The organism is Microbacterium commune (assembly GCF_014836945.1).
Lineage (GTDB): Bacteria > Actinomycetota > Actinomycetes > Actinomycetales > Microbacteriaceae > Microbacterium > Microbacterium commune.
The window spans coordinates 662,868-683,900 of sequence record NZ_JACSPX010000001.1; the positions used below are offsets into that span (position 1 = coordinate 662,868).

General features: G+C 70.0%; 13 protein-coding genes. 6 read left to right on the forward strand and 7 right to left on the reverse strand.

Translation table 11 applies throughout. From position 1 onward, the window contains the following. The first annotated feature begins 99 nt into the window (after positions 1-99). On the forward strand, positions 100-933 hold the full coding sequence (locus H9633_RS03105; protein WP_191712917.1) for a DUF559 domain-containing protein: 834 nt from the start codon (positions 100-102) through the stop codon (positions 931-933). A gap of 163 nt (positions 934-1,096) precedes the next feature. Here H9633_RS03105 and glmS read toward each other — a convergent pair whose 3' ends face one another. Further along, positions 1,097-2,944 carry a glutamine--fructose-6-phosphate transaminase (isomerizing) gene (gene glmS / locus H9633_RS03110; RefSeq protein ID WP_191712051.1) on the reverse strand — a complete coding sequence of 616 codons (1,848 nt, stop codon included), beginning with the start codon at positions 2,942-2,944 and terminating at the stop codon, positions 1,097-1,099. An 85-nt stretch (positions 2,945-3,029) separates the two neighbouring features. Between glmS and H9633_RS03115 the strand changes: the two genes are divergently transcribed. Next, entirely contained in the window at positions 3,030-4,109 is a 1,080-nt protein-coding gene (locus tag H9633_RS03115; protein WP_191712052.1) for a glycoside hydrolase family 6 protein, read from the forward strand. Between the two features lie 80 nt (positions 4,110-4,189). Beyond that, positions 4,190-5,164 (forward strand): response regulator transcription factor, encoded by a 975-nt coding sequence (locus tag H9633_RS03120; RefSeq protein WP_191712053.1) that lies wholly within the window; start codon positions 4,190-4,192, stop codon positions 5,162-5,164. A gap of 21 nt (positions 5,165-5,185) precedes the next feature. Here the strand turns inward: H9633_RS03120 and H9633_RS03125 are convergent, their stop codons facing one another. The 4 genes from H9633_RS03125 to H9633_RS03140 form a co-directional block, all read right to left on the reverse strand. Continuing rightward, the gene (locus H9633_RS03125; RefSeq protein WP_318247178.1) at positions 5,186-6,664 is read right to left on the reverse strand and encodes a glycosyltransferase family 2 protein; all 1,479 of its coding nucleotides are present in this window, start codon (positions 6,662-6,664) and stop codon (positions 5,186-5,188) included. A 132-nt stretch (positions 6,665-6,796) separates the two neighbouring features. Continuing rightward, the gene (locus H9633_RS03130; protein ID WP_191712054.1) at positions 6,797-7,510 is read right to left on the reverse strand and encodes a fructose 1,6-bisphosphatase; all 714 of its coding nucleotides are present in this window, start codon (positions 7,508-7,510) and stop codon (positions 6,797-6,799) included. Positions 7,511-7,635: 125 nt separating this feature from the next. Continuing rightward, the gene (locus H9633_RS03135; protein ID WP_191712055.1) at positions 7,636-8,244 is read right to left on the reverse strand and encodes a hypothetical protein; all 609 of its coding nucleotides are present in this window, start codon (positions 8,242-8,244) and stop codon (positions 7,636-7,638) included. A gap of 74 nt (positions 8,245-8,318) precedes the next feature. Beyond that, positions 8,319-10,622, reverse strand: a complete 2,304-nt coding sequence (locus tag H9633_RS03140) for a helix-turn-helix transcriptional regulator (protein WP_191712056.1) — start codon at positions 10,620-10,622, stop codon at positions 8,319-8,321. A gap of 83 nt (positions 10,623-10,705) precedes the next feature. Between H9633_RS03140 and H9633_RS03145 the strand changes: the two genes are divergently transcribed. Continuing rightward, the gene (locus H9633_RS03145) at positions 10,706-11,962 is read left to right on the forward strand and encodes an MFS transporter (RefSeq protein WP_191712057.1); all 1,257 of its coding nucleotides are present in this window, start codon (positions 10,706-10,708) and stop codon (positions 11,960-11,962) included. Between the two features lie 295 nt (positions 11,963-12,257). On the opposite strand, the gene H9633_RS03150 is transcribed toward H9633_RS03145, so the two are convergent. After that, a complete protein-coding gene (locus H9633_RS03150; RefSeq protein ID WP_225211037.1) occupies positions 12,258-17,450 on the reverse strand; it encodes an isopeptide-forming domain-containing fimbrial protein in 5,193 nt (1,730 codons plus the stop codon). 202 nt (positions 17,451-17,652) lie between these two features. Next, entirely contained in the window at positions 17,653-18,645 is a 993-nt protein-coding gene (gene coaA, locus H9633_RS03155; protein WP_191712058.1) for a type I pantothenate kinase, read from the reverse strand. A gap of 278 nt (positions 18,646-18,923) precedes the next feature. On the opposite strand from coaA, the gene H9633_RS03160 reads away from it, so the two are divergent. After that, entirely contained in the window at positions 18,924-19,949 is a 1,026-nt protein-coding gene (locus H9633_RS03160) for an LCP family protein (RefSeq protein WP_191712059.1), read from the forward strand. 56 nt (positions 19,950-20,005) lie between these two features. Then, positions 20,006-21,031, forward strand: a complete 1,026-nt coding sequence (gene galE / locus H9633_RS03165) for a UDP-glucose 4-epimerase GalE (RefSeq protein ID WP_191712060.1) — start codon at positions 20,006-20,008, stop codon at positions 21,029-21,031. Positions 21,032-21,033 lie beyond the last annotated feature (2 nt).

The following is a 21,033-nucleotide window of genomic DNA, read 5'->3' on the forward strand; positions in this document are numbered from 1 at the left end:
GTCGCGAATCCTCCTGCACACCTGCCCGATTCGGTCAGGCCGTCCACAATCAGGCTCGAGTCCGCCACACGCCTGCCGACATCCGACAATGCTCGAGTGATGCTGGCGCCCAAAGACCTCCTCTCCCGCTTCGACGGGATCGCTCGTGGCGTGCAGCTCCAGCAGTACGGATGCAGCCGGCGCATCCTCGCCGATGCCGTGACCAACGGCAGCATCCGCCGAGTCCGTCCCGGTGTCTTCGCGCTGCCCACAACCGATCCGAGGGTCGTGACGGCAGCGGTGCACGGCGGCGAACTGACCTGCAGGGATGCCCTTCGGTCCCGCAAGGTGTGGGTACTGTCCAGCGCCGTCGAGGAGGTCCACGTCTGGGTCGGGCGCGCCGGCCGACGGCATCGTCATCCGAAGTGCACGTGCGTCACGCACTACTCCCCCGGCACCTCCGGCGTCGGATACGCCTCGGTCGCGACGGCCCTGATCCACGCTTATCGCTGCGTTCCGGCCGAGGAGTTCTTCGCCGCCTACGAGTCGGCCTGGAACAGCCGGCTGATCACGGCATCCGATCGGCGTCGAATCGCCGCCGAGCTGCCGCAGGCTGCCCAGTGGATGTTGCGCTTCGCCCGGTCCGATGCGCAGAGCGGGCTGGAGTCGCTGCTTCGATTCCGGCTGCACCTGCTCGGCATCCGGCTCGACTGCCAAGTGGAGATTCCGGGCGTGGGTCGGGTGGACTTCGTCGTGGGCGGCCGGCTCATTCTCGAGGTGGACGGCCGCGAGAACCATCAGAACGCCGAGCGACGGCACACCGACCTCGTGCGCGACGCGGCCTCATCCGCCCTCGGGTACGAGACGCTGCGATTCGACTACGCGCTCGTCGTGCACAACTGGGACCAGGTCGTTCCGGCGATCACCGCGGCGATCGGCCGGATCGGCGACTGATCCTCCTGACGCGCAGATGTCGGCCGCGCATCCACTCCCCGCCACACAGATGTCGGCAGAAAAGACGGATGCCAGCAGCACCCGCCCGTCTCCGCCGACATCCGTGAACTCCGCCGACATCCGTGCCGGGGGCGGTGGGGCGCCCGGGGCGGCAGGCCCCGCCTCACTCCACTGTGACGGACTTCGCCAGGTTGCGCGGCTGGTCGACGTCGAGGCCCTTCGCCGTGGCGAGCGCCATCGCGAAGATCTGCAGCGGCACGACGGCGAGCACGGGCTCGAACATGGCACCGGTGAGCGGGATGCGGATGACCTCGTCGGCGAAGGGAAGCACGGCGGCATCCCCCTCCTCGGCGATGACGATCACGCGAGCGCCGCGGGCGCGGATCTCCTGGATGTTCGAGACGACCTTCGAGTGCACGAGGGCCGAGTGCCGCGGTGACGGCACGATCACGAACACCGGCTGACCGGGCTCGATCAGCGCGATCGGGCCGTGCTTCAGCTCGCCGGCGGCGAAACCCTCGGCGTGGATGTACGAGATCTCCTTGAGCTTGAGCGCGCCCTCGAGCGCGATCGGGTAGCCGACGTGGCGGCCGAGGAACAGCACCGAGCGGGTGTCGGCCATCCAGCCGGCCAGCTGCGCGACGTGCTCCTGCTCTTCGGCGAGCACCTGGGCGATCTTCTCGGGCAGCGCCTGCAGCTCGGCCACGTCCGAAGCAGCAGAGTCAGACAGCGAGCCGCGCACCCGACCCATGTGCAAGCCGAGCAGCAGCAGCGCGGTGATCTGCGCCGAGAACGCCTTGGTCGACGCGACGGCGACCTCGGGTCCGGCGTGGGTGTAGACGACGGCATCCGACTCGCGCGGGATGGTCGCGCCCTGCGTGTTGCACACCGACAGCGTGCGCGCGCCGCGCTCGCGGGCGTACTTGACGGCCATCAGGGTGTCCATCGTCTCGCCCGACTGGCTGATCGAGATGACCAGCGTCTTGTCGCCGATCACCGGGTCGCGGTAACGGAACTCGTGCGCGAGCTCGACGTCGACGGGCACGCGCGCCCACTGCTCGATCGCGTACTTGCCGACCAGCGCCGCGTACGAGGCGGTGCCGCAGGCGGTGATGATGACCCGGTCGATTCCGATGAACAGCTCGTCGAGACCGTCGAGCTCGGGGATGACGACCTGGTCGCCCTGCACGCGTCCGCGGATGGTGTTGGCGACGGCGTCGGGCTGCTCGGCGACCTCCTTGGCCATGAACGACGGCCAGCCGCCCTTCTCGGCGGCGGCGGCGTCCCACGACACGTCGAACGGCTGCGCCTCGACGGGGTTGCCGTCGAAGTCGGTCACCTCGACCGACGACGGGGTGATCGTGACCATCTGGTCCTGCCCGATGGCGAGCGCCTTACGGGTGTGCTCGACGAAGGCGGCGACGTCGGAGCCGAGGAAGTTCTCGCCCTCGCCGAGTCCGATCACCAGCGGCGAGTTGCGGCGAGCGCCGACGACGACGCCGGGCTGGTCTTCATGCATGGCGAGCAGCGTGAAGGCGCCCTCGAGGCGGTTCACGACGGCGCGGAAGGCGGATGCGAGATCGCCGGATGCCCGGTACTCGCGCCCCAGCAGAGCCGCGGCGACCTCGGTGTCGGTCTCGCTGCGGAAGGTGACGCCCTCGGAGATGAGCTCGTCGCGCAGCACGTTGAAGTTCTCGATGATGCCGTTGTGGATGACGGCGAGTTTGTCGTCGTCAGCCAGGTGCGGGTGCGCGTTCACGTCGGTCGGGCCGCCGTGGGTGGCCCACCGGGTGTGCCCGATGCCCGTCGTGCCGGCGGCAAGGGGGTGCTCGGCGAGCGAGTCGCGCAGCATGGCCAGCTTGCCGGCCTTCTTGCGCATGCCCAGATCGCCCTGCTCATCGATCACGGCGATGCCGGCGGAGTCGTAGCCGCGGTACTCGAGGCGGGCGAGGCCCGCGAGAAGGATGTCCTGGCTGGGCCGCGGGCCCACGTATCCGACGATTCCACACATGAGCTCAAGAATACGGCCCGGTATTTGAAAGGACGCCGTACGAAAGCGCGCGGACGCGCGCGAGCGCGTCGATAAGCTGACAGCCATGAAGAGACGCTCCGAGCGCACCCGCGGCCCGGCGGGAACGGGGCGCGGCGCGCCGGGCATCCGACCCTCGCGACAGCGGAGCCGACGCGTGCTGGTGATCGTGGTGATCGCGGTGGTGATCGCGCTCATCGTCGCCCTCGTCGTGGCGGTGAGTGCCGTGCAGCGGTGGGTCTTCTCGGCGACGGCCGCCTCTCCCGCGGTGGGCACGGTCATCCTCGCGCCACCGCTGTCGAAGGCGCGTCTCGCTCTCGACGAGAGCGGGATGGGTGCCGCGCAGCGCGACGCCACGGAATACCTGTCGAAGCAGCCGACGGCGTACTGGCTCACTCCCGAGCAGGACCCGCCCGGTCGTGCGGGCCGCACCGTGTCGGCGCTGACCTCGGCCGCGCGCGATCAGGACGTGTCGCTTGCGCTCGTCATCTACGGTCTGCCCGGGCGCGACTGCGGCAACCACTCCGCGGGCGGTCTGAGCGAGGGCGAGTACCACCGCTGGATCGACGAGATCGCCACCGCGCTGGGCGCTGCACCCGACGTGCAGAAGATCGTCGTGCTCGAACCCGACAGCCTGGCGCTCGCCCCGCAGTGCGACAACGTCGCCGAGCGAGCCGCCCAGCTGCGCGACGCGGTCGACCGCCTGCAGGTCGCCCGTACCTGGATCTACCTCGACGGCGGCCACAGCTCGTGGCTGAGCCCGTCGGAGATGGCCGACCTCATCACCCGGGTCGACGTCGCCGATCGGGTCCGCGGTTTCGCGACGAACGTGTCGAACTACCAGTCGACCTACGACGAGTTCGCCTACGCGCACGCGGTCGCGGCAGAACTCGACGGCATGCACGCGATCGTCGACACCTCGCGCAACGGCGTCGCGAGCGCCGGATCGGAGTGGTGCAACCCGCCCGGGCAGCGCGTCGGCGACCCGGGCGGCACCTACGGCGACGACGTGGTCGACACGAATCTGTGGATCAAACCGCCCGGTGAGAGCGACGGTCCGTGTCAGGGCGGCCCGGCGGCCGGGGTGTGGTGGCCGCAGGCCGCGCAGACGCTGACGGCCGATGTGCTGACATCGGATGCCCAGTGACCCGGGTAACCGGTTCAGCGGCGCGCGATAGCATGAACCGAACCACGTCGGTTCCCCTTCCTCGAATGTGAGAGTGCTGCATGCTGGATGACGGCCTTCCCCCGAAGACAGCGGTGATCGTCGAAGACGACCCGGATGTGCGACACCTGCTCGCCGAGGTGCTCGAAGCGGCCGGATTCTCGACGGTCTCGGTAGGCAACGGCATCGACGGGGTGCGCGCCGTGCTCACCTACCAGCCGCTGATCACGACGCTGGATGTCAACATGCCCGGCATCGACGGCATCGAAGCCGCGCGCCGCATCCGAGCGCAGAGCGACACGTACATCATCATGCTCACCGCGCTGGGTGAGGAGGCCGATGTCGTCATGGGCCTCGGCGCCGGCGCCGACGAGTACCTGAACAAGCCGTTCCGCCCGCGCGAGCTGCGGGCGCGCATCGAGGCGATGCTGCGCCGACCGCGGCGGGCTCCCGCCGTGACTCCGCGGCAGGAGCAGTCCGGACGATCGTTCCCCGCCGCGCGCGGTGGCGAGCAGTTCACCTCCCCCGCCCCCACGCGCACGGTCGCGCCGGCGCGGGAGCAGGCACCCGCCGCCGAGTCTGCGGACCACGACGATCTCGTGCTGCGCTACGAGGAAGACGGCCGGCTGACCCCGGTCGTCATGCCCGCGCAGCCGGGCAGCGCGGTCGTTCCGCACGTGCTGCACGCCGAGCTCGAAGAGGGCACCTGGGTGTCGCACCGCGACCTGCGGCTGAACGCCGACACCCGCACGGTACTCGTGCAGGACAACAACGTCGACCTCACCCGCACCGAGTTCGACCTGCTCTGCGCGCTGATGGAGTCGAAGCGTCGGGTGCGCAGCAAGGCAGACCTGACGCTGGTGCTGCGCGGCGAGTCGTACGTGACGAGCTACTTCGTGGGCGACGCCGACAAGCGCGCGATCGAGGCGCACATGACCAACCTGCGGCGCAAGCTCGGCGACAACCCCGTGCAGCCTCGCTACATCGAGACGGTGCGCGGGGTCGGCTACCGGCTCACCACCGAAGTCACCAGCTGACCGGCCCGGCCGACCGCCGGGTCAGACCTTGAAGCCCTGGTAGCGGCGCAGCAGCTTGAACACCATCAGCACGGTCTGCGTGACGGTGACGACGCCGAGCACCGGCCAGCCGATCCAGAGGATCGCCGACTGGATCGCCGGGGTCAGCAGGTTCCACGCCACGGCGAGGCCGACGAGAACGACGATGAGCATCACCAGCGGCATCCAGTGCGCGCTGCCGCTGCCGCGTTCGGCCTGAGCCTGCATGGCCCAGTTGTCGACCTTCTTGCGCGAGAGGAAGCGGAACCACGAGCGCAGGAAGTGGCTCAGCCTGATCCACATGAAGATCTCGGCGGGCACGACCAGGGCGGCGAACAGGATGTCACGGGTCGTGCGGTCTTTCATCGTCATCGCGATGCGCACGTTCAGCAGCACGGCGGCGAGCGGCGGCAGCAGCCACCAAGGCGAGAACACGAACGCGCCGATCGAGAGCGACCCGGCGAGCAGGGTGACGAAGCCGATGCGCACGAGCAGGTTGGTGAGCATGCCGAAGTTCTCGAACCAGCGCAGACGCAGGTTCGGGTGGAACGGCTGGCCCTTCGTGTCGCCGCGCTGCCCGGGCCACATCAGCTCGATGGCCCCGAACGTCCACTTCACCTGCTGGGCGTCGTAGGCGCGGATGGTGGTCATGCCGCCCACGTCGGCGCGCGCGTAGGGGCTGATCTTGGTGAGGTAGCCGGCGCTCTTGATCTGCAGCGAGAGCAGCGAGTCCTCCACCTCGCTGTCGCGCACCCACGGGGTGCGCTGCCGGTTAGCGACCATCACGTCACGCAGCGCGGTGGTCGAGAAGATCGAGAACTGGCCACCCAGCACGGCCATGTTGCGCCCGCGCAGCAGGTTCTGCAGGTTGAACGCGGCGAACTGGGTGCGCTGCCCGGCGATGAGGAACTTCGCGATGGCGCCCTTGATGGGCGCGGTGTCGATGGAGTAGATCGCCGAGATGCCGCCGATGCGGGAGTCTGAGACGGCCTCGGTCTCGAGGTACTCCACCGCCCGCGGGTCGCCGATGGTGTCGCCGTCGACGCCGAGCAGGTAGTCGTAGCCCTCGACGAGCGAGTAGCCGTAGTTGAGCGCACCGACCTTCTTGTCGGGGTTCTTGCCGATGTCGTGCACGAACACCTCGGTGAACTGCTCGCCGAGTTCGGTGGTGATCTCGTGCGGGCCGGCGAACTCCGAGGCGATCTTGACCGTCTTGTCGGTGCTGTTGTTCACCACGACGTGGATCACGTCGGGCACCCGGGTCTGGGCGAGAAGCGACGTGAGCACCCCGGCGATCGATTCTTCCTCGTTGTACGCCGGGATCACGCATCCGATGGTCGATCGGTGCCCGGACGTGCCCTCGAGTACGGCCGAGAAGTCGTCGGCGAAGCCCGGCGCGTCACCAGCCGGCGTGAGCGCCGTGCTGTGGCCGCCCGCGTTGCGGTCGAACTCCTGCGGCGAATGCACGTACTCGGTCGTCACGACGGCCCCCTCGGTCTTCGGTGCGCTGGCTGCGCTGTCCGATATGACGATCCTGGTCGATCGATCGCGGGATTCCCGTCAGGCGGGCACCGGTTCTGCTCAAGATCGGCTCAAGAATCTGATCTGCGACGTTCAGTTCTCGATCGGGTGGATGCGGATGGGCAGCACCTGGTACACCGTCTGCTGCTGGAAACTGGCGTCGTCGTTGGCCGCACCCTCGACCGCGATGGTCAGCGCGAACTGCAGCGTGATGCCCTGGGTGTCGGCGGGCAGCTGGTTGATCGTCGTCTGGGGCACGAGCAGGCCGCCCTGGAAGCTGTTCAGCAGCAGTCCGCGCTCGGAGCGCAGCGTGTCGGTGGGCACCAGCGTGCGCGGGTCGGCGGTGAACTGGAACGGCGACGAGATCTGATTCGACGCCTGCGCGGTCTGCGAGGTGATGGCGATCTGCGAGAGGTACACCCGGCGCTTCTGGGTGAGCACGGCCTTCTCGTCGACCCGGTGGTCGTAGACGTTCACCGCGAAGCCGAGACTCTTCTCACCGTCGGGATGCCATTGCATGGTGCGCTTGGGGTCGTACGCCCACACGTCGAGGCGCACCTCGAGCCCGTCGGCGACGTCGCTGGACAGCGAGACCGACCCGTCGCGGGTGAACTGCGATTCGAAGCCGCTGCCGTCGTCGAGGTCGTTGTCGGCCGAGGCCTGCGGGGTGGGGCGCACGGCCTGAACCGTCTCCGCACCGTTCAGCGTGTCGATGAGCTGGCTGCAGCCGGTGAGGCCCGAGATCGCGGCGACGGCGGCGATCGCCGCGGCGGCGCGCACGGTGCCGCGAGTCCGTCGATAGGTCATGAAACACCCTCCTGGGCAGCGCCGGAGTGCACGCCCGTCGGTACGCTATCGGCGTCGGATCGGCTTTTCCGGCGGCTTCGGATGCTGTTGCGCTGATCTTGCGCCGATCTTGAGCTTCGTGCCGCTCAGTCTTCGGAGGCGGGCTGAGCGATGGCCACCGTGAGGGTGTCGGTCGCGGTCTGCTTGGCGTATTCGGCCGACGTGGGTGTGGTCTGCACGAGGAAGTCGAACGTGATCTGCAGCGTCACCGACGTCGCCTTCGCGTCGACCGGGCCGACGGTGAAGGTCTGCGAATAGCTGTAGGGCGCGAGCACCAGGTAGCCGGGGGCGACGGTCGCCGCGTCGGTCTGCGGGTCGAGCGGCGCGAGGGCGTGGTCGCCGGCTGCGGCGATCGCCGTCACCGTGGCCTTCTGCAGGTACACCTTCTGGCCGTCGTCAGGGGTGACGTTGGTGACCAGCGAGACGCTGAGCGGTTTCACCGCGCCCGCCGTCCACCGGTCCATCGACAGCGTCGACCAGTAGTCGACCTTCGCGGTCACCGCACCGGCGACGAGCTCACGCTGGGTGCTGCCGCTGGAGAGATCGTTCGGCACGGGCGGTGCGACGGTGGCGGATGCCGTGGGCGTCGCCTCCGGGTCGCCCATCGTCCACGGGGCCGGGCCGCATCCGGTGAGGACGCCGATCCCGACGAGCAGGGCCAGTGCCCCTTCACCTCGCAGAATGCGTCTGCGCATCACTTCCCCTCACCGTGCTGCGTGCTGCGTGCTGCGTGCTGCAGCCACGACCATCCTAGGGTTCCGTGCCGCTCTCACCGGGAATACGACGGCGGCGTGGGCGCGGCAGCAAGCAGGCCGTGCTCGGCGGCGATGGCCAGCGCCTCATCCCGCGAGGTCGCCCCGAGCTTGCGGTACAGGGTTCTGCGCTGCGATTTGACGGTGTTCACCGACACATGCAGCTCGGCGGCGATGTCGGTCAGGCTGGGCATCTCGGCGAGCTGACCGAGCAGGATCAGCTCGCGCGGGGTCAGCCGTGGCCGCGGCACGACCTCGGTCGTCGCGTGGTTCGGATGCCACGGCATCCGCTCACCGAAGATCTCCCGGCCTTCCGGGGGCAGGAGGAGGAACGGCGTCGTGAGTCCGTGTGCGTCGGACACCGATCGAGCGCGTGAAGCGGGACCTGCGGCGTCGCGTCCGAGCTGCACCAGCGCGGTCGCCTCGAGTGCCGCGGCGGTGACGCGGTCGACGGGGGTCTCCGCCGCGGTGCGGACGAGCACGCGCAGCGCGTGCTCCGGACGACGGTCGAACAGCTGCACCCGCGCAGCCCCGATGGCCACAGCGGGCGCATCATGCGAGTGCGCGGAGAGCGCACCGGCAGCGCCGACGTCCCCGACGGCCAGGTGAAGCATCGACTCCGTCACGTCGAGCTGGCGCACCAGTCGTCGCGGGATGTGCGACCCTCGCTGCCGTCGCAGCGCCCGCAGGCGCTCGAGACCGCGCTGCGGTTCGTGCCGGCAGATGTCTGCCACTGCTCGCACCTGGGCGAGCAGCGGCCAGTGCTCGATCGTGTCGATGATGTGCCAGACCCCGTCGATCGCCTCTTCAGCGGCGTCGATGTCGCCGCGCTGGATGTGCGTCCACGCCTGGGCGATGAGCAGCAGACTGCCCGGATACTCCCGCAGCACGTTGTCGTGCCACGGATGGCGCAGCGCGGTGTCGATCCAGGTCTGTGCCGTGCCGATGTCGCCGGCCTGCGCGTGCACCAGCGCCAGGCCGCCGAAGGCCGTGAGCCGGGCGGAGGGTCTGGACGCCGAGGCGAGGGCGTTCTCGAACTGATCCGCGGCCTCGCTACCCTGCCCGACGTGCATCAGACTCACCCCGGTGTGGGCGTGCAGATCGCTGAGCACGCCGTCGAGCGACGCCCGCTGGTCGGCGGAGAGCTCGGCGAGCATCCGCGCCGCGGACTGCGCCGCACGCACCCCGCCGTCGGCGACGCCGAGCAGGCGCTTGAGCACCGACTCGATCACCTTCAGCAGCGCCCGCTCCCCCGAACCCGCCGCGGCGGTGCGTGCACCGATCAGCGCGATGCCCATCATCTCCACCGCCCGCACGCGATGCTCGCGACGCGCGTTGAGGATCAGGGCGAGGGCCATGGCGGTGACCGGCCAGCGTCGCAGCTCGAGCGGACGGACGTGTCGCAGCTGCTCGGCGATCGCCGCGCCGTGCATGCGGATCAGCGGCAGTCCCCCGCCCTTGAGGGCGGCGTCCACCGTCTGCAACGACGAGATGGCCGCGCCCTCGCGCAGCGCGCCGTACCAGGCGCCCTGTTCGAGCAGCGCCGACGCCGCGGCGCCCCGGTTCTGGTCTGGGTCCTGTGCGGCGTCTCGTGCGCGCCGAGCCGCCGCCCGCACTGGTGCGGTGAGCACGAAGAGCGGATGCCCGAACCCGGGCTCCCACTGCCCCAGCCCCGCGCGCTCGAGGGCGTCGATGACACCGGCGGGAGCGCCCAGCGCTTCGGCCACCTCGTTCGTGAGCACGGCGGGGGCGGCGAGCGCCGCGTGCTCGGCCGGCAGCTGCCCGTGCGGCACAGCCGCGAGGGCGGCCTCGACGGCGGCGGGCGCGAGGACGGTCAGTCGCGAGACGGCGCGCACCGCAGCCGCGAGGCCGCCGGTGAGGCGGTGCACGGCCTGCGCGTCGAGCGCCGACCCCACCTCGATCAGGTACTCGGCCGTCTCGTCGGCGGTGAGCAGCAGCGATTCGGCGAACTCCACCCCCTGCTGCGGCGGCACCGCGCTGCGGCCGTGCACGGCGATCCGCACGAGCAGGTGCAGCCGGGATGCCCGCAGGCGTGCGAGCCGTTCCCAGTCGTCGGAGCTCAGGGCGTCGGCGTCGTCGATCACCACGGCGGCGCCCGGGGCCGCGAGATCGTGGTCTGCGACGTCCGGCACCTCCGCCGCCGCCCAGGTCACGTCTTCACGCGCATCCGCCCAGGCGCGCAGCGCCGTGGAAGCCCCCGCGCCGACCGGACCGGTCAGCACCACCACGGGACTCGACGACGACAGCGCATCCAGAAGGCGCCTGCGAGGCAGCGGGCTCTGATCGCCCGCGAACATCATGCCCTCAGTGTAGCTAGAGTGCTCGAGGACGAGAGGGGTCCCGGATGCCGCCTGCGCAGATCAGCACACGACAGCCGCGACAGGTGATTCTGCTGCTTGCGGCCGTGAACCTGGTCGCCCTTGGCTCACTCACCGCCCCCGTCGTCGCGGTCATGCCGCTGAAGTTCGCGGCTCTCCCGGAGGGTCAGCGCGCCGGCGCCCTCGCCACCGCTCTGGCCCTCGGCAGCGCGGCGGCGCTCGTGGGCAGTCCGCTCTTCGGCGCCCTGTCGGATCGCACGCGCGGCCCGCTGGGACGACGGCGCCCCTGGATGCTGGGCGGTGTGCTCGCCGGGTTCGCGTTCCTCGCGATGCTGTCCACCAGCGACAGCGTCGCCGTGATCACCGGCAGCTGGGTCGGCGCGCAGCTCGCCTTCAACGCGACGATGGCGGCGTCGACGGCGCTGCTGGCCGACTCGGTCACCGAGCGGCAGCGCGGGTCGGCATCCGGCCTGTTCACCGCGGCGGCGTTCGTCGGCACCCTGCCGCCGCTCGCGCTCTCGGCGCTGCTGCCGCGCGATGTGGACGCGGTCTCGTTCGTCATGCCGGTACTTTCGATCGTCGTCGTGGGCGCGGCGATGACGATTCCCGAGCGGATGCCCGCGCAGACGGCACCGGCCCAGACCCGGGCACGGCGACGAGAGCGCGATCGGCTCGCCGGCTCTCGCGCGTTCGCCGCGGTGTGGCTGCAGCGGTTCACGATGCAGGCCGCCTTCTCGCTGGCTGCGGCGTTCACCCTGTACCTGGTGATCGATCGGATGACCGGCGATGCGGTGACGGCGACGCCCGTCGCAATGGTCGCCACGCTGTGCGGCGGCGCCGGCATCGTCGCCGGGGCGATCATCGGCGGCACCTGGGTGTCGCGCCGAGGTGGACACGTGGCGCTGTTCGCCGCCGCGGGCGTCGGGCTCGCTGCCGCCGCGACGCTGCGGGCGTTCGCGGGCGCCCCGGTCGCGCTCTGGGTGGCGGCCGCGGCCGGCGGGCTCGCCGTCGGCACGTCTCTCGCCGTCAACCTCGCGCTGGCGATGCGTGTGGTGCCCTCTCGGCGGGCGGGCGCCTATCTCGGGCTGCTCAACGTCGCCGAGACGATCCCGCAGGTGATGGTGCCCCTCGCCGCGGCGGCGCTGTTGCGCGTCGGCGCGGGCGACCCGATCTCCGGCGCGGCAGACAACTACGTGGCGCTCTACGCGACCGCCGCGGTGCTGGCCCTGGTGAGCCTGCTCACTCTTCCCCTGGTGCGACGGGCATCCGCCCCCGACGCTGTCGGCGTCGTTGCACAGCCCGCTGTCTCGACGCGCGTCTGAGTCGCGCTCGCCCTCGCCTCCCGGCCCCCGCACTTCTCCCCCCGCCTGCTCCCCCGCCCGAGTGGGCCCAAAGGGCCGCATCCCGCCGCGCGAGGCGACCATACGGGCCCACCCCCGCCGAACCCAGTCCCACTCCCGCACCTCCCACCCGCCCGAGTGGGCCCAAAGGGCCGCATCCCGCCGCGCGAGGCGACCATACGGGCCCACCCGAACCACAGCCGAGACCCAGCACCCCGCAGGTACGACGAAGGCCCCGGACTGCCGTGCAGCATTCCGGGGCCTCGTCAGCCGCCTATCAGGCGCTTCGGCGTCGACGCACCAGCATCAGCGAGGCGCCACCGAGCGACAGCAGGGTGCCGAGCGCGAGGACCCACAGCGCCAGCTGGCCACCGGTGATGGCGAGCGGTGTGAGCACCTTGTGCTCGGTGCTGTCGGTCACCGGGTCGAGCACCACACCGCCGGGAGGCGTCGCCACCGCGGTGGCCACGTTCGTCAGCGTCTGCCCTGCGGCTGAGTCGTCCACCGTCACCGCGTAGGTGATGGTAACCGTCTCGTCGAGACCCAGCGCGCCGCTCCACGACAGCGTCGTGCCGTCGATCGTCGGCGCAGCGACCTCACGGCCGTCGATCTTCGCGACCGCAGCGCCGGTGAGCGTCGCGTGCGAGAGCACGGCGCGCAGATCGTCGGTGATGACGACCCGGTCGAGACCCGTCTCCCCGGTGTTGGCACCGGTGAGCGTGTACGTCACCGTGCTGCCCGTGGCGATCGCCGAGCCGGATGCCGGGTTCGACGTCTTCGCGAACGAGAAGCCCGGCTTTCCGACGGGATGCTCGGTGGCCGCCGGCGGCGGCGTCAGCTCGGCGCCCCCCGGAGGCACCGCGACTCCCTCGACGGTGTTCGTCAGCGTCCCACCGCCGGCGTCGCCGTTCACGGTCACCGAGTAGGTGATCGTGACGCGCTCGCCGATGGCCAGGGCGCCCTGCCACGACAGCTCGCCCCCGACGAGGACCGGAGCCGCAGCATCCGTCTCGCCGATGCGCGCGATCGCGTCGTCGTTATAGACGGCGTGGGCGAGCACGGCTGAGAGGTCATCGGTGAGTGTGACCGGCTCGAGCGCGGTCTCACCGGTGTTCACGCCCGTCACCGTGTAGGTGATGACGCTGCCCGGGTCGACGCGGGTGCCGGATGCCGGGTCCGCGGTCTTCGTGACCGAGAATCCGGGCTCGGTGACACCGTGCTCGGTGATCGCCGGAGGCGTCTCGATCGGCGGCACCCCACCCGGAGGTGTGGCGGAGCCGGTGACCGAGTTTTTCAGCTGCGCGCCGCCGGCATCCGGGTTCACGGTCACCGAGTAGGTGATCGTGACCGTCTGGCCGACCGCGAGCGCACCGCGCCACGTCAGCTCGCCGTCGACGACGGCGGGAGCGGCAGCAGCTGCCCCGTCGATCGTCGCGGCCGCGTCGTCGTTATACGAGGCGCCCGAGAGCACGCCCGACAGGTCATCGACGAGGGCGACCGGCTCGAGGGCCGTCTCGCCCGTGTTCACACCGGTCACTGTGTAGGTGACGGTGTCGCCCGGGTCGACGGTGCCGCTGGCCGGGTCGGCGCTCTTCGAGACCGAGAATCCGGGCAGGTTCACCGGGTTGGTGGTGGTGCCGGGCGGCGGCGTGATCTTCTCACCTCCGGGCGGCGTGGCGGTGCCGGTGGCGGAGTTGCTCAGCACCTCGCCGCCGGCATCCGGGCCGACCGTCACCGCGTAGGTGACGACGACCGTCTGACCGACCGCGAGCGCGCCCTGCCACGTCAGCACGCCGTCTGCGACAGCGGGAGCCGTGGTGGTCGTGCCGTCGATCGTCGCCACCGCGTCACCGGTCAGCGACGCGTGCGACAGCACGCCCGACAGGTCGTCGGCGATCTCGACCAGCGGCAGCGCCGTCTGGCCGGTGTTGACGCCGGTGAGGGTGTACGTCAGCACCTGGCCCGGGTCGACGGCCGTGCCCGCTGCCGGGTCGACGGTCTTCGCGAACGTGAATCCCGGAGTGTTCACCGGGTGCTCGGTGGTCACCGTCGGCGGCGTCACGGGGGTGCCGGGCGTGGTGGGGCTGTCGGGGTCGCTCGGGTCGTCCGGCAGCTGCGGGGTCGCAGATCCGGTCACCGAGTTGCGGATCGTCTCTCCGCCGGCGCCGCCGTCGACCGTCACCGAGTAGGTGATGATGACGTCGTCGCCGGGCTTCAGCGAGCCGGTCCAGGTCAGCGTGCTGCCGGTCACCTTCGCGGTTCCGGTGGTCGCCTCGACATCGCCGTTGTACGCGGCGTACGCGAGCGCGTCGGCGAGATTGTCGGTGATCGTCGCGGGTTCGAGCACGGTGTCACCGGTGTTGGTGCCGGTCACGGTGTACTCGATCACGCTGCCCGGGTCGACACGCGTGCCGGATGCCGGGTTCGCCGACTTCGTGACGGTGAACCCAGGGTTCACGACGGGGTGCTCGGTGCTCGCCGTCGGCGGGGTCACCGGGGTGCCAGGGGTGGTCGGGCTCTCGGGGTCGGTCGGGTCGGCCGGGATCAGGGGCGTGCCCTGGCCCGCGACCGTGTTGCGCAGCAGCACACCGGTGGCGTCGTCGTTCACCGTCACCGCGTAGGTGAGTGTGACCGCCGCGCCGGGTGCGAGCGAACCCGTCCAGGTGAGAGTCTGGCCGTCCAGCGTGGCCGTGCCCGTGGAGGCGGCGATCTCGCCGGTCAGCTGCGCGGATCCGAGCACCGCCGACAGGTCGTCGGAGAGGGTGGCGGGGTCGAGCACCGTGTTGCCGGTGTTCGTGCCGACGACCGTGTAGGTGATCGAGTCGCCCGCGCGCACCGCGGTACCCGAGACCGGGTCGGCGGTCTTGCTCACGGTGAGGCCGGTGTCGACGACGGGGTGCGTGGTCGATGCCGGCGGCGGCGTGATCTCGGTGCCCGGGGTGGTCGGGCTCTGCGGGTCGGATGGGTCGACGGGGATCTGCGGGGTGGCCGAGCCGTCAGCGGTGTTCTCCAGCAGCGCGCTGGTGACGCCCGCCTTCACGGTGACGCTGTAGCGGATGGTGACGGATGCCCCCTTCGGGAGGGTTCCCGTCCAGCTCAGCGTGCTGTTCTTCACTTCGGCGGTGCCGCGGCTTGCGGTGACGTCGTCGTTGTAGCGCGCGTCGTCGAGCACGGCCGACAGGTCGTCGACGATCTCGGCGGGACGCAGCTCGGTGTCGCCGGTGTTGGTGCCGGTGACGGTGTACGTGATGGTGGCGCCGGCCTCGACCGCGGTTCCGGATGCGGGGTCGGCGGACTTGCTGATCGTGAAGCCGGAGCCGAGCACCGGGTGCTCGGTCGTGACCGCGGGCGGGATGATGGGCGTGCCCGGGATCTGCGGTCCGTTCGGGTCGGCGGGGTCGGGCGTGACCGGGGTCGCGTCTCCGGATGCCGTGTTGGCGATGACCTCACCGGAGGCGTTCTGCGCGACGGTCACCGAGTAGGTGATCGTGACGGAGGCGCCGGCGGCGAGCGCGCCGGTCCAGGCCAGTTCGTCGTCGACGATCGTCGCGGCGCCCGTGGTGACGGGTGCGTCGTCGATCGTGGTGACGATGTCGTCGTTGTACTCCGCGCCCGAGAGCACCCTGCTGAGGTCGTCGCTGATGCGGGCCGGGTCGAGGGTGGTCGCGCCGGTGTTGGTGCCGGTGACGGTGTAGCTGATCGTGTCGCCCGGCTGTACGACGGTGCCGGATGCCGGGTTCGCGGTCTTCGTGATCACGAAGCCGGCGACGGGGTGCTGGGTGGTCACTGCGGGTGGAACGACGGGCTCGAACGAGCCCGGGGGCGTTCCGGATGCGGTGACGCGGTTGGCGATCGTCTCACCGGCGACGTCGTCGTTCACGATGACGGAGTAGGTGAGGGTGACGACCTGGCCGGGCTGCAGCGATCCGGTCCATGCCAGCGTCGTGCCGTCGACGGCCGCGGCGCCGGAGCTGACGTCGGTGCCGTCGATGCGCGTCTGCACGTCGTCGGAGTACGTGGCGTGCGTGAGCACGGCCGACAGGTCGTCGGTCACGGTCACGGGGCTGAGCACGGTGTTGCCGGTGTTCTGCGCCTCGACGGTGTAGGTGATCTTCTGGCCGGCGGTGACGGCCGTGCCGGATGCCGGGTCCGACGTCTTGCGCAGCGCCAGAGCGGGTGTGAGCTTGGCGTTCGTGAATGCGCACTCGATCGACGTGCCCAGCTCACCCCGCGGCTGCACGACGGTGCTGCCGGTGACGGTGACGGGCTTCGTGCCGGTGGGGGTGAGCTCTTCGCACGCGAGCGACGACGCGTAGCGGTCGAGCTGCGTGGTGCCCGAGGCGGATTCGCTGAGCGTGAAGGTGTCGCCCTGGTTGACGAACACCGGACCGACGTAGTCCGGCTGCAGCCCGGGGGCGTCGCCGCGGGTGGTCGCCTCGGTGCGAGCGGTCTTGTACCCCGCGGGCGCGTCGACGCGCAGACCGAACTGGTCGGTGGATGCCTGGCGGCCGGCGGGAAGGTCCTTCTTCAGGGTGATCGTGTTCGGGAAGGTGCAGCTCGACATGTCGGTCGGCGAGAAGTCGATCGGCGTCGTGCTGACCATCTCTCCTCTGGCGAGGTCGACCTCGATGATCCGGCCAGGGTTGCCGGCCGACACGAAGATGCGGCCGTAGTTGCCGAACGCGATGCCGTTGCCTTCGACGGCGCCGTCCATCATGAAGACCTGCTTGGCCGCGATGTCGGCGGTGCTCTGCACGATCGGGTCGACGTTCGGCAGGTCTGCGGAGTAGATGACCTTGTCGGCGACGATCAGCAGCTGCCCGGAGGCGCTGAAGGCCATGTCGCCATTGCTTCCGAACGCGGTGCTGCCGGCAGCGGGCTTGAGCGTGCCGACCTGCACGGCGGTCGGCGTGCTCGCCTTCTCGTTCCAGGCGTAGAGCTTGATGGCGTTGCTGCTGGTGCCGCTGGCGAAGTAGTAGACCCCCGTGACGGGGTGCACGGCCCCGCGCAGGATAGACCTGTCGAGCCCGGCGCTGGCAGGGATCTGCGCAGAGGTGACCGTGCTGTTGTCGACGCGATCGTGCTTCGACACGAACTTCGCCGTGTCGGTGTTCGTGACCGTGTAGGCGTAGCGTCCGTTCGACGAGATGCCGAGTCCGTTGTTCTGGTGACCCGTGCCCAGGCCGGCGCCGCTCGTGTCGAGCGTGCCGCCGGTGCCCTGCGTGTTGACCTTGAACTCGCGAACCTCGCTGCTGCTCTGCACGTACACAGAGCCCGCTTCGCAGCGGAACGGCTCGGCCGCAGCAGCGGGCGGTGCGGCGGCGATGCTGCCGATGACGAGCGATGACGCGACGACGGCGGTGCTCGCCGCGCCCGCGACGAGCCGGTTCAGCCCTCGGCGCCAGCGGCGCTCGGGTCGTGGTCGAGTCGAATCGGACAGGTGGTGCGCCTGCCCAGCACGGAATATCAAGATTGCCTCCCCTGGTGCGGAACCCGCGGCGTTCACGCACGCGGATGACCAGGCGATGCGGGCAGCATGGCCGATGGGCGCGCCGTCGTGTTGACGGCGTGTCCGCGTCGCCGGGTCTCTGCCAGAGTGGCTGCGACGCACGGCGCGGCCCGGGGACTTCCCCGGATTTCACCCCCGATTTCACCCCTGGGTGGGGCCCTGCTCACACCTTGCGCAGCTGCACGCTCTCGACGGCGTGCTCGGCGCCCTTGCGCAGCACCAGCGTGGCGCGGTGCTTGGTGGGCATCACGTTCTCGACGAGGTTGGGCATGTTGATCTCGTTCCAGAACCCGAGCGCGGTCGTGACGGCTTCGTCATCGCTGAGATGCGCGAACACGTTGAAGTACGACGACGGGTTGCTGAACGCGCTCTGCCGCAGCGCGAGGAACCGGTCGATGTACCAGCGCTCGATGTGCGCGATATCGGCGTCGACGAAGATCGAGAAGTCGAACAGGTCGCTCACCGCGACGTCGTTCGGGGCGGGCGGCGGCTGCAGCACGTTGAGCCCCTCGACGATCACCACGTCGGGGCGGCGTACGACGACATGCGCGTCGGGCACGATGTCGTAGCGCATGTGCGAGTAGAACGGTGCGCGCACCTCGGCCGCGCCGCTCTTCACCTCGGTGAGGAAGGAGAGGAGTGCTCGCCGGTCGTACGACTCGGGAAAGCCTTTGCGATCCATCAGCCCGCGCCGCTCGAGCTCGGCGTTCGGGTAGAGGAAGCCGTCGGTCGTCACCAGCTCGACGCGGGGGGTTCCCGGCCAGCGACTCATCAACTCGCGCAGCAGGCGCGCGATCGTCGACTTGCCCACGGCGACGGATCCGGCCACCCCGACGACGAACGGCGTCGTCGTGTCGCTCTCTTGGAGGAACTCGCTCGTGGCCGCGCCGAGCTGCCGGGTCGAGCTGGCGTAGAGGCTGAGCAGCCGGCTCAGCGGCAGGTAGACCTCGCGCACCTCGGTGATGTCGAGCCGGTCGCCGATGCCTCGGATGCCGACCACCTCGGTCTCTGTGAGGGGCTGATCGATCCCCGCTGCGAGGCGCGCCCAATCGGCACGGTCGATCTCGCGATACGGAGACAACGGCAGCGTCGGATCGATGGCGGTCACGGATTCATCGTAATCGGCCGGAGGGCGCGAATTTCCGCGCGCCGGCATGCGCTCGATGCGACCTCCCCGCCGCCGAACCTCAAGATCAGCGCAACGTTTACGCGAGAAAGCACAAGCATTCGTTCCGCGGCTCCCACGGAAGCCGAGCGGCGGATAGCGTGACTCGTGCGATACGGCCCTCTGGCGGGGCATGATCCTGGGGCTGAGCCGCCCGAAGGCTCAGATGATCAGCTGGGGGCTGGAGGGCCGTACGCAACTCCCGAGGGCCTACGACCACAGGGTGACGCGCGTAGGCCGCTTTCAGCGGGAGACGGGATAATCACTGCATGCAGATCTCTGACCCCGATGGGGCCACCATCACTCAGACCCCCTCCCGCCGCAAGCGTCGCTGGGTCTGGGGCATCGTCTTCGGCCTCGTCGCGGTGCTCATTGCGATCGCGGTGACGGGAGCCGTCTATCTCGGCAGCTTGGCGTCGTCATACGGCAAAGCGGACACGCTGCCATCAGCAGAGGTGTTCCCCACCGAAGCCGCCAGGCCGACGCAGAGCAACCCCGAGGCGATGAACATCCTGCTGCTCGGTTCGGACTCGCGTTCAGGTCTGGGCGGCTCGCAGAGCGACATCCGCGGGCAGCGCGCCGACACCATGCTGCTCGTGCACATCCCCGCCGACCGTTCGGGCGTCCAGGTGATCTCGTTCATGCGCGACAACTGGGTGCCGATCCCGGGCTACGGCAACGGCAAGCTGAATGCTGCGCTGGCCTTCGGCGGCACTCCGCTGCTCGTGCAGACGCTGGAAGAGATCACCGACGTGCGCATCGACCATGTGGCGATCACTGACTTCGAGGGATTCAAGGGCCTGAGCGAGGCCCTCGGCGGGGTCACGGTGAACAACGCCGTCGCCTTCAAGGAAGGCAAGTACTCCTTCGCCCAGGGCCCGATCGAGTTGCGCGGCGACCAGGCGCTCGCGTACGTGCGCGCCCGCTACCCGTTCACCGACGGCGACTACCAGCGTGTGCGCAACCAGCAGGCGTTCATCAAGGGGATGCTCGACAAGCTGGTCAGCCGCGAGACGCTGACCGACCCGAGCCGCATCTCGGCGTCGGTTGACGCGCTCGCCCCGTACCTCGCGGTCGACCAGGGACTGGATGCCGGTTCTGTGGCATCCCTCGGTTTCAGCCTGCGCGATGTCGACAAGAGCGAGATCCTCTTCCTCACCTCGCCGACCCTCGGCACCGACATGGTCGGCGACCAGTCGATCGTGCGCCCCGACTTCGACGGCCTGGCCGCCCTGTCGCAGGCACTGAAGAACGACACGGTGCCGCAGTACGTCGCCGAGCATCCCGCCAAGTGATCGCGGTGGGGCGACCGCTCGGGTGACCGGCGCGGTGGCCCGGTAGCATCGGTGTCGTGCGTGTACTCCTCACCGGCGGTGCCGGCTACATCGGATCCCATGTCGCTCTCGTGCTGCTCGAGCGCGGCGACGACGTCATCGTCGTCGACGACTTCTCGAACAGCAGTCCCGAGTCGCTGCGGCGGGTCGAGAAGCTGACCGGCAAGAGCGTGCAGGTGATCGAGGCCGACCTCGCCGATCGGGCGGCAGCGGATGCTGCGCTCACCGACGTCGATTTCGACGCCGTCATCCACTTCGCCGGCCTCAAGGCCGTCGGCGAGTCGGTGGCGCAGCCGTCGCGGTACTTCCGTACCAACCTCAACTCGACGCTCAACCTGCTCGACATCATGCGCGAGAAGGACGTGCGCAAGCTCGTCTTCAGCTCGTCGGCGACGGTCTACGGCACTCCGGATGCCGGTGTCGAGCGCCTCGACGAGAACCAGCCGGTCGGCGTGGGCATCACCAACCCATATGGCCGCACGAAGGCGTTCATCGAGCAGATCATCGCCGACGTGCAGGTCGCCTGGCCCAAGCTCGAGGCCGTGCTGCTGCGCTACTTCAACCCGGTCGGCGCGCACCCGTCGGGTGAGATCGGGGAAGATCCCGCGGGCATCCCGAACAATCTCATGCCGTTCGTCGCGCAGGTGGCCGTCGGCCGCCGCGAGAAGCTCGCCGTGTTCGGCGACCAGTACCCGACGGTCGACGGCACCGGGGTGCGCGACTACATTCACGTGATGGATCTCGCCGAGGGCCACGTCGCGGCGCTCGCGCACCTCTCCCCCGGCGTCGAGGCGTACAACCTGGGTTCTGGCGAGGGATCGAGCGTGCTCGAGGTCGTACGCGCGTACGCCGAGGCGAGTGGGCGTGAGATCCCTTACGAGATCGTCGCCCCCCGCGCCGGAGACCTCGCCACCACCATCGCCGACCCGGCGAAGGCGAACGAGGGGCTCGACTGGCGCACCACGCGCTCGCTGGCCGACGCGTGCCGAGATTCGTGGGCGTGGCAGGTCAAGAACCCGAACGGGTTCGCGTCTCAGGCGTAAGC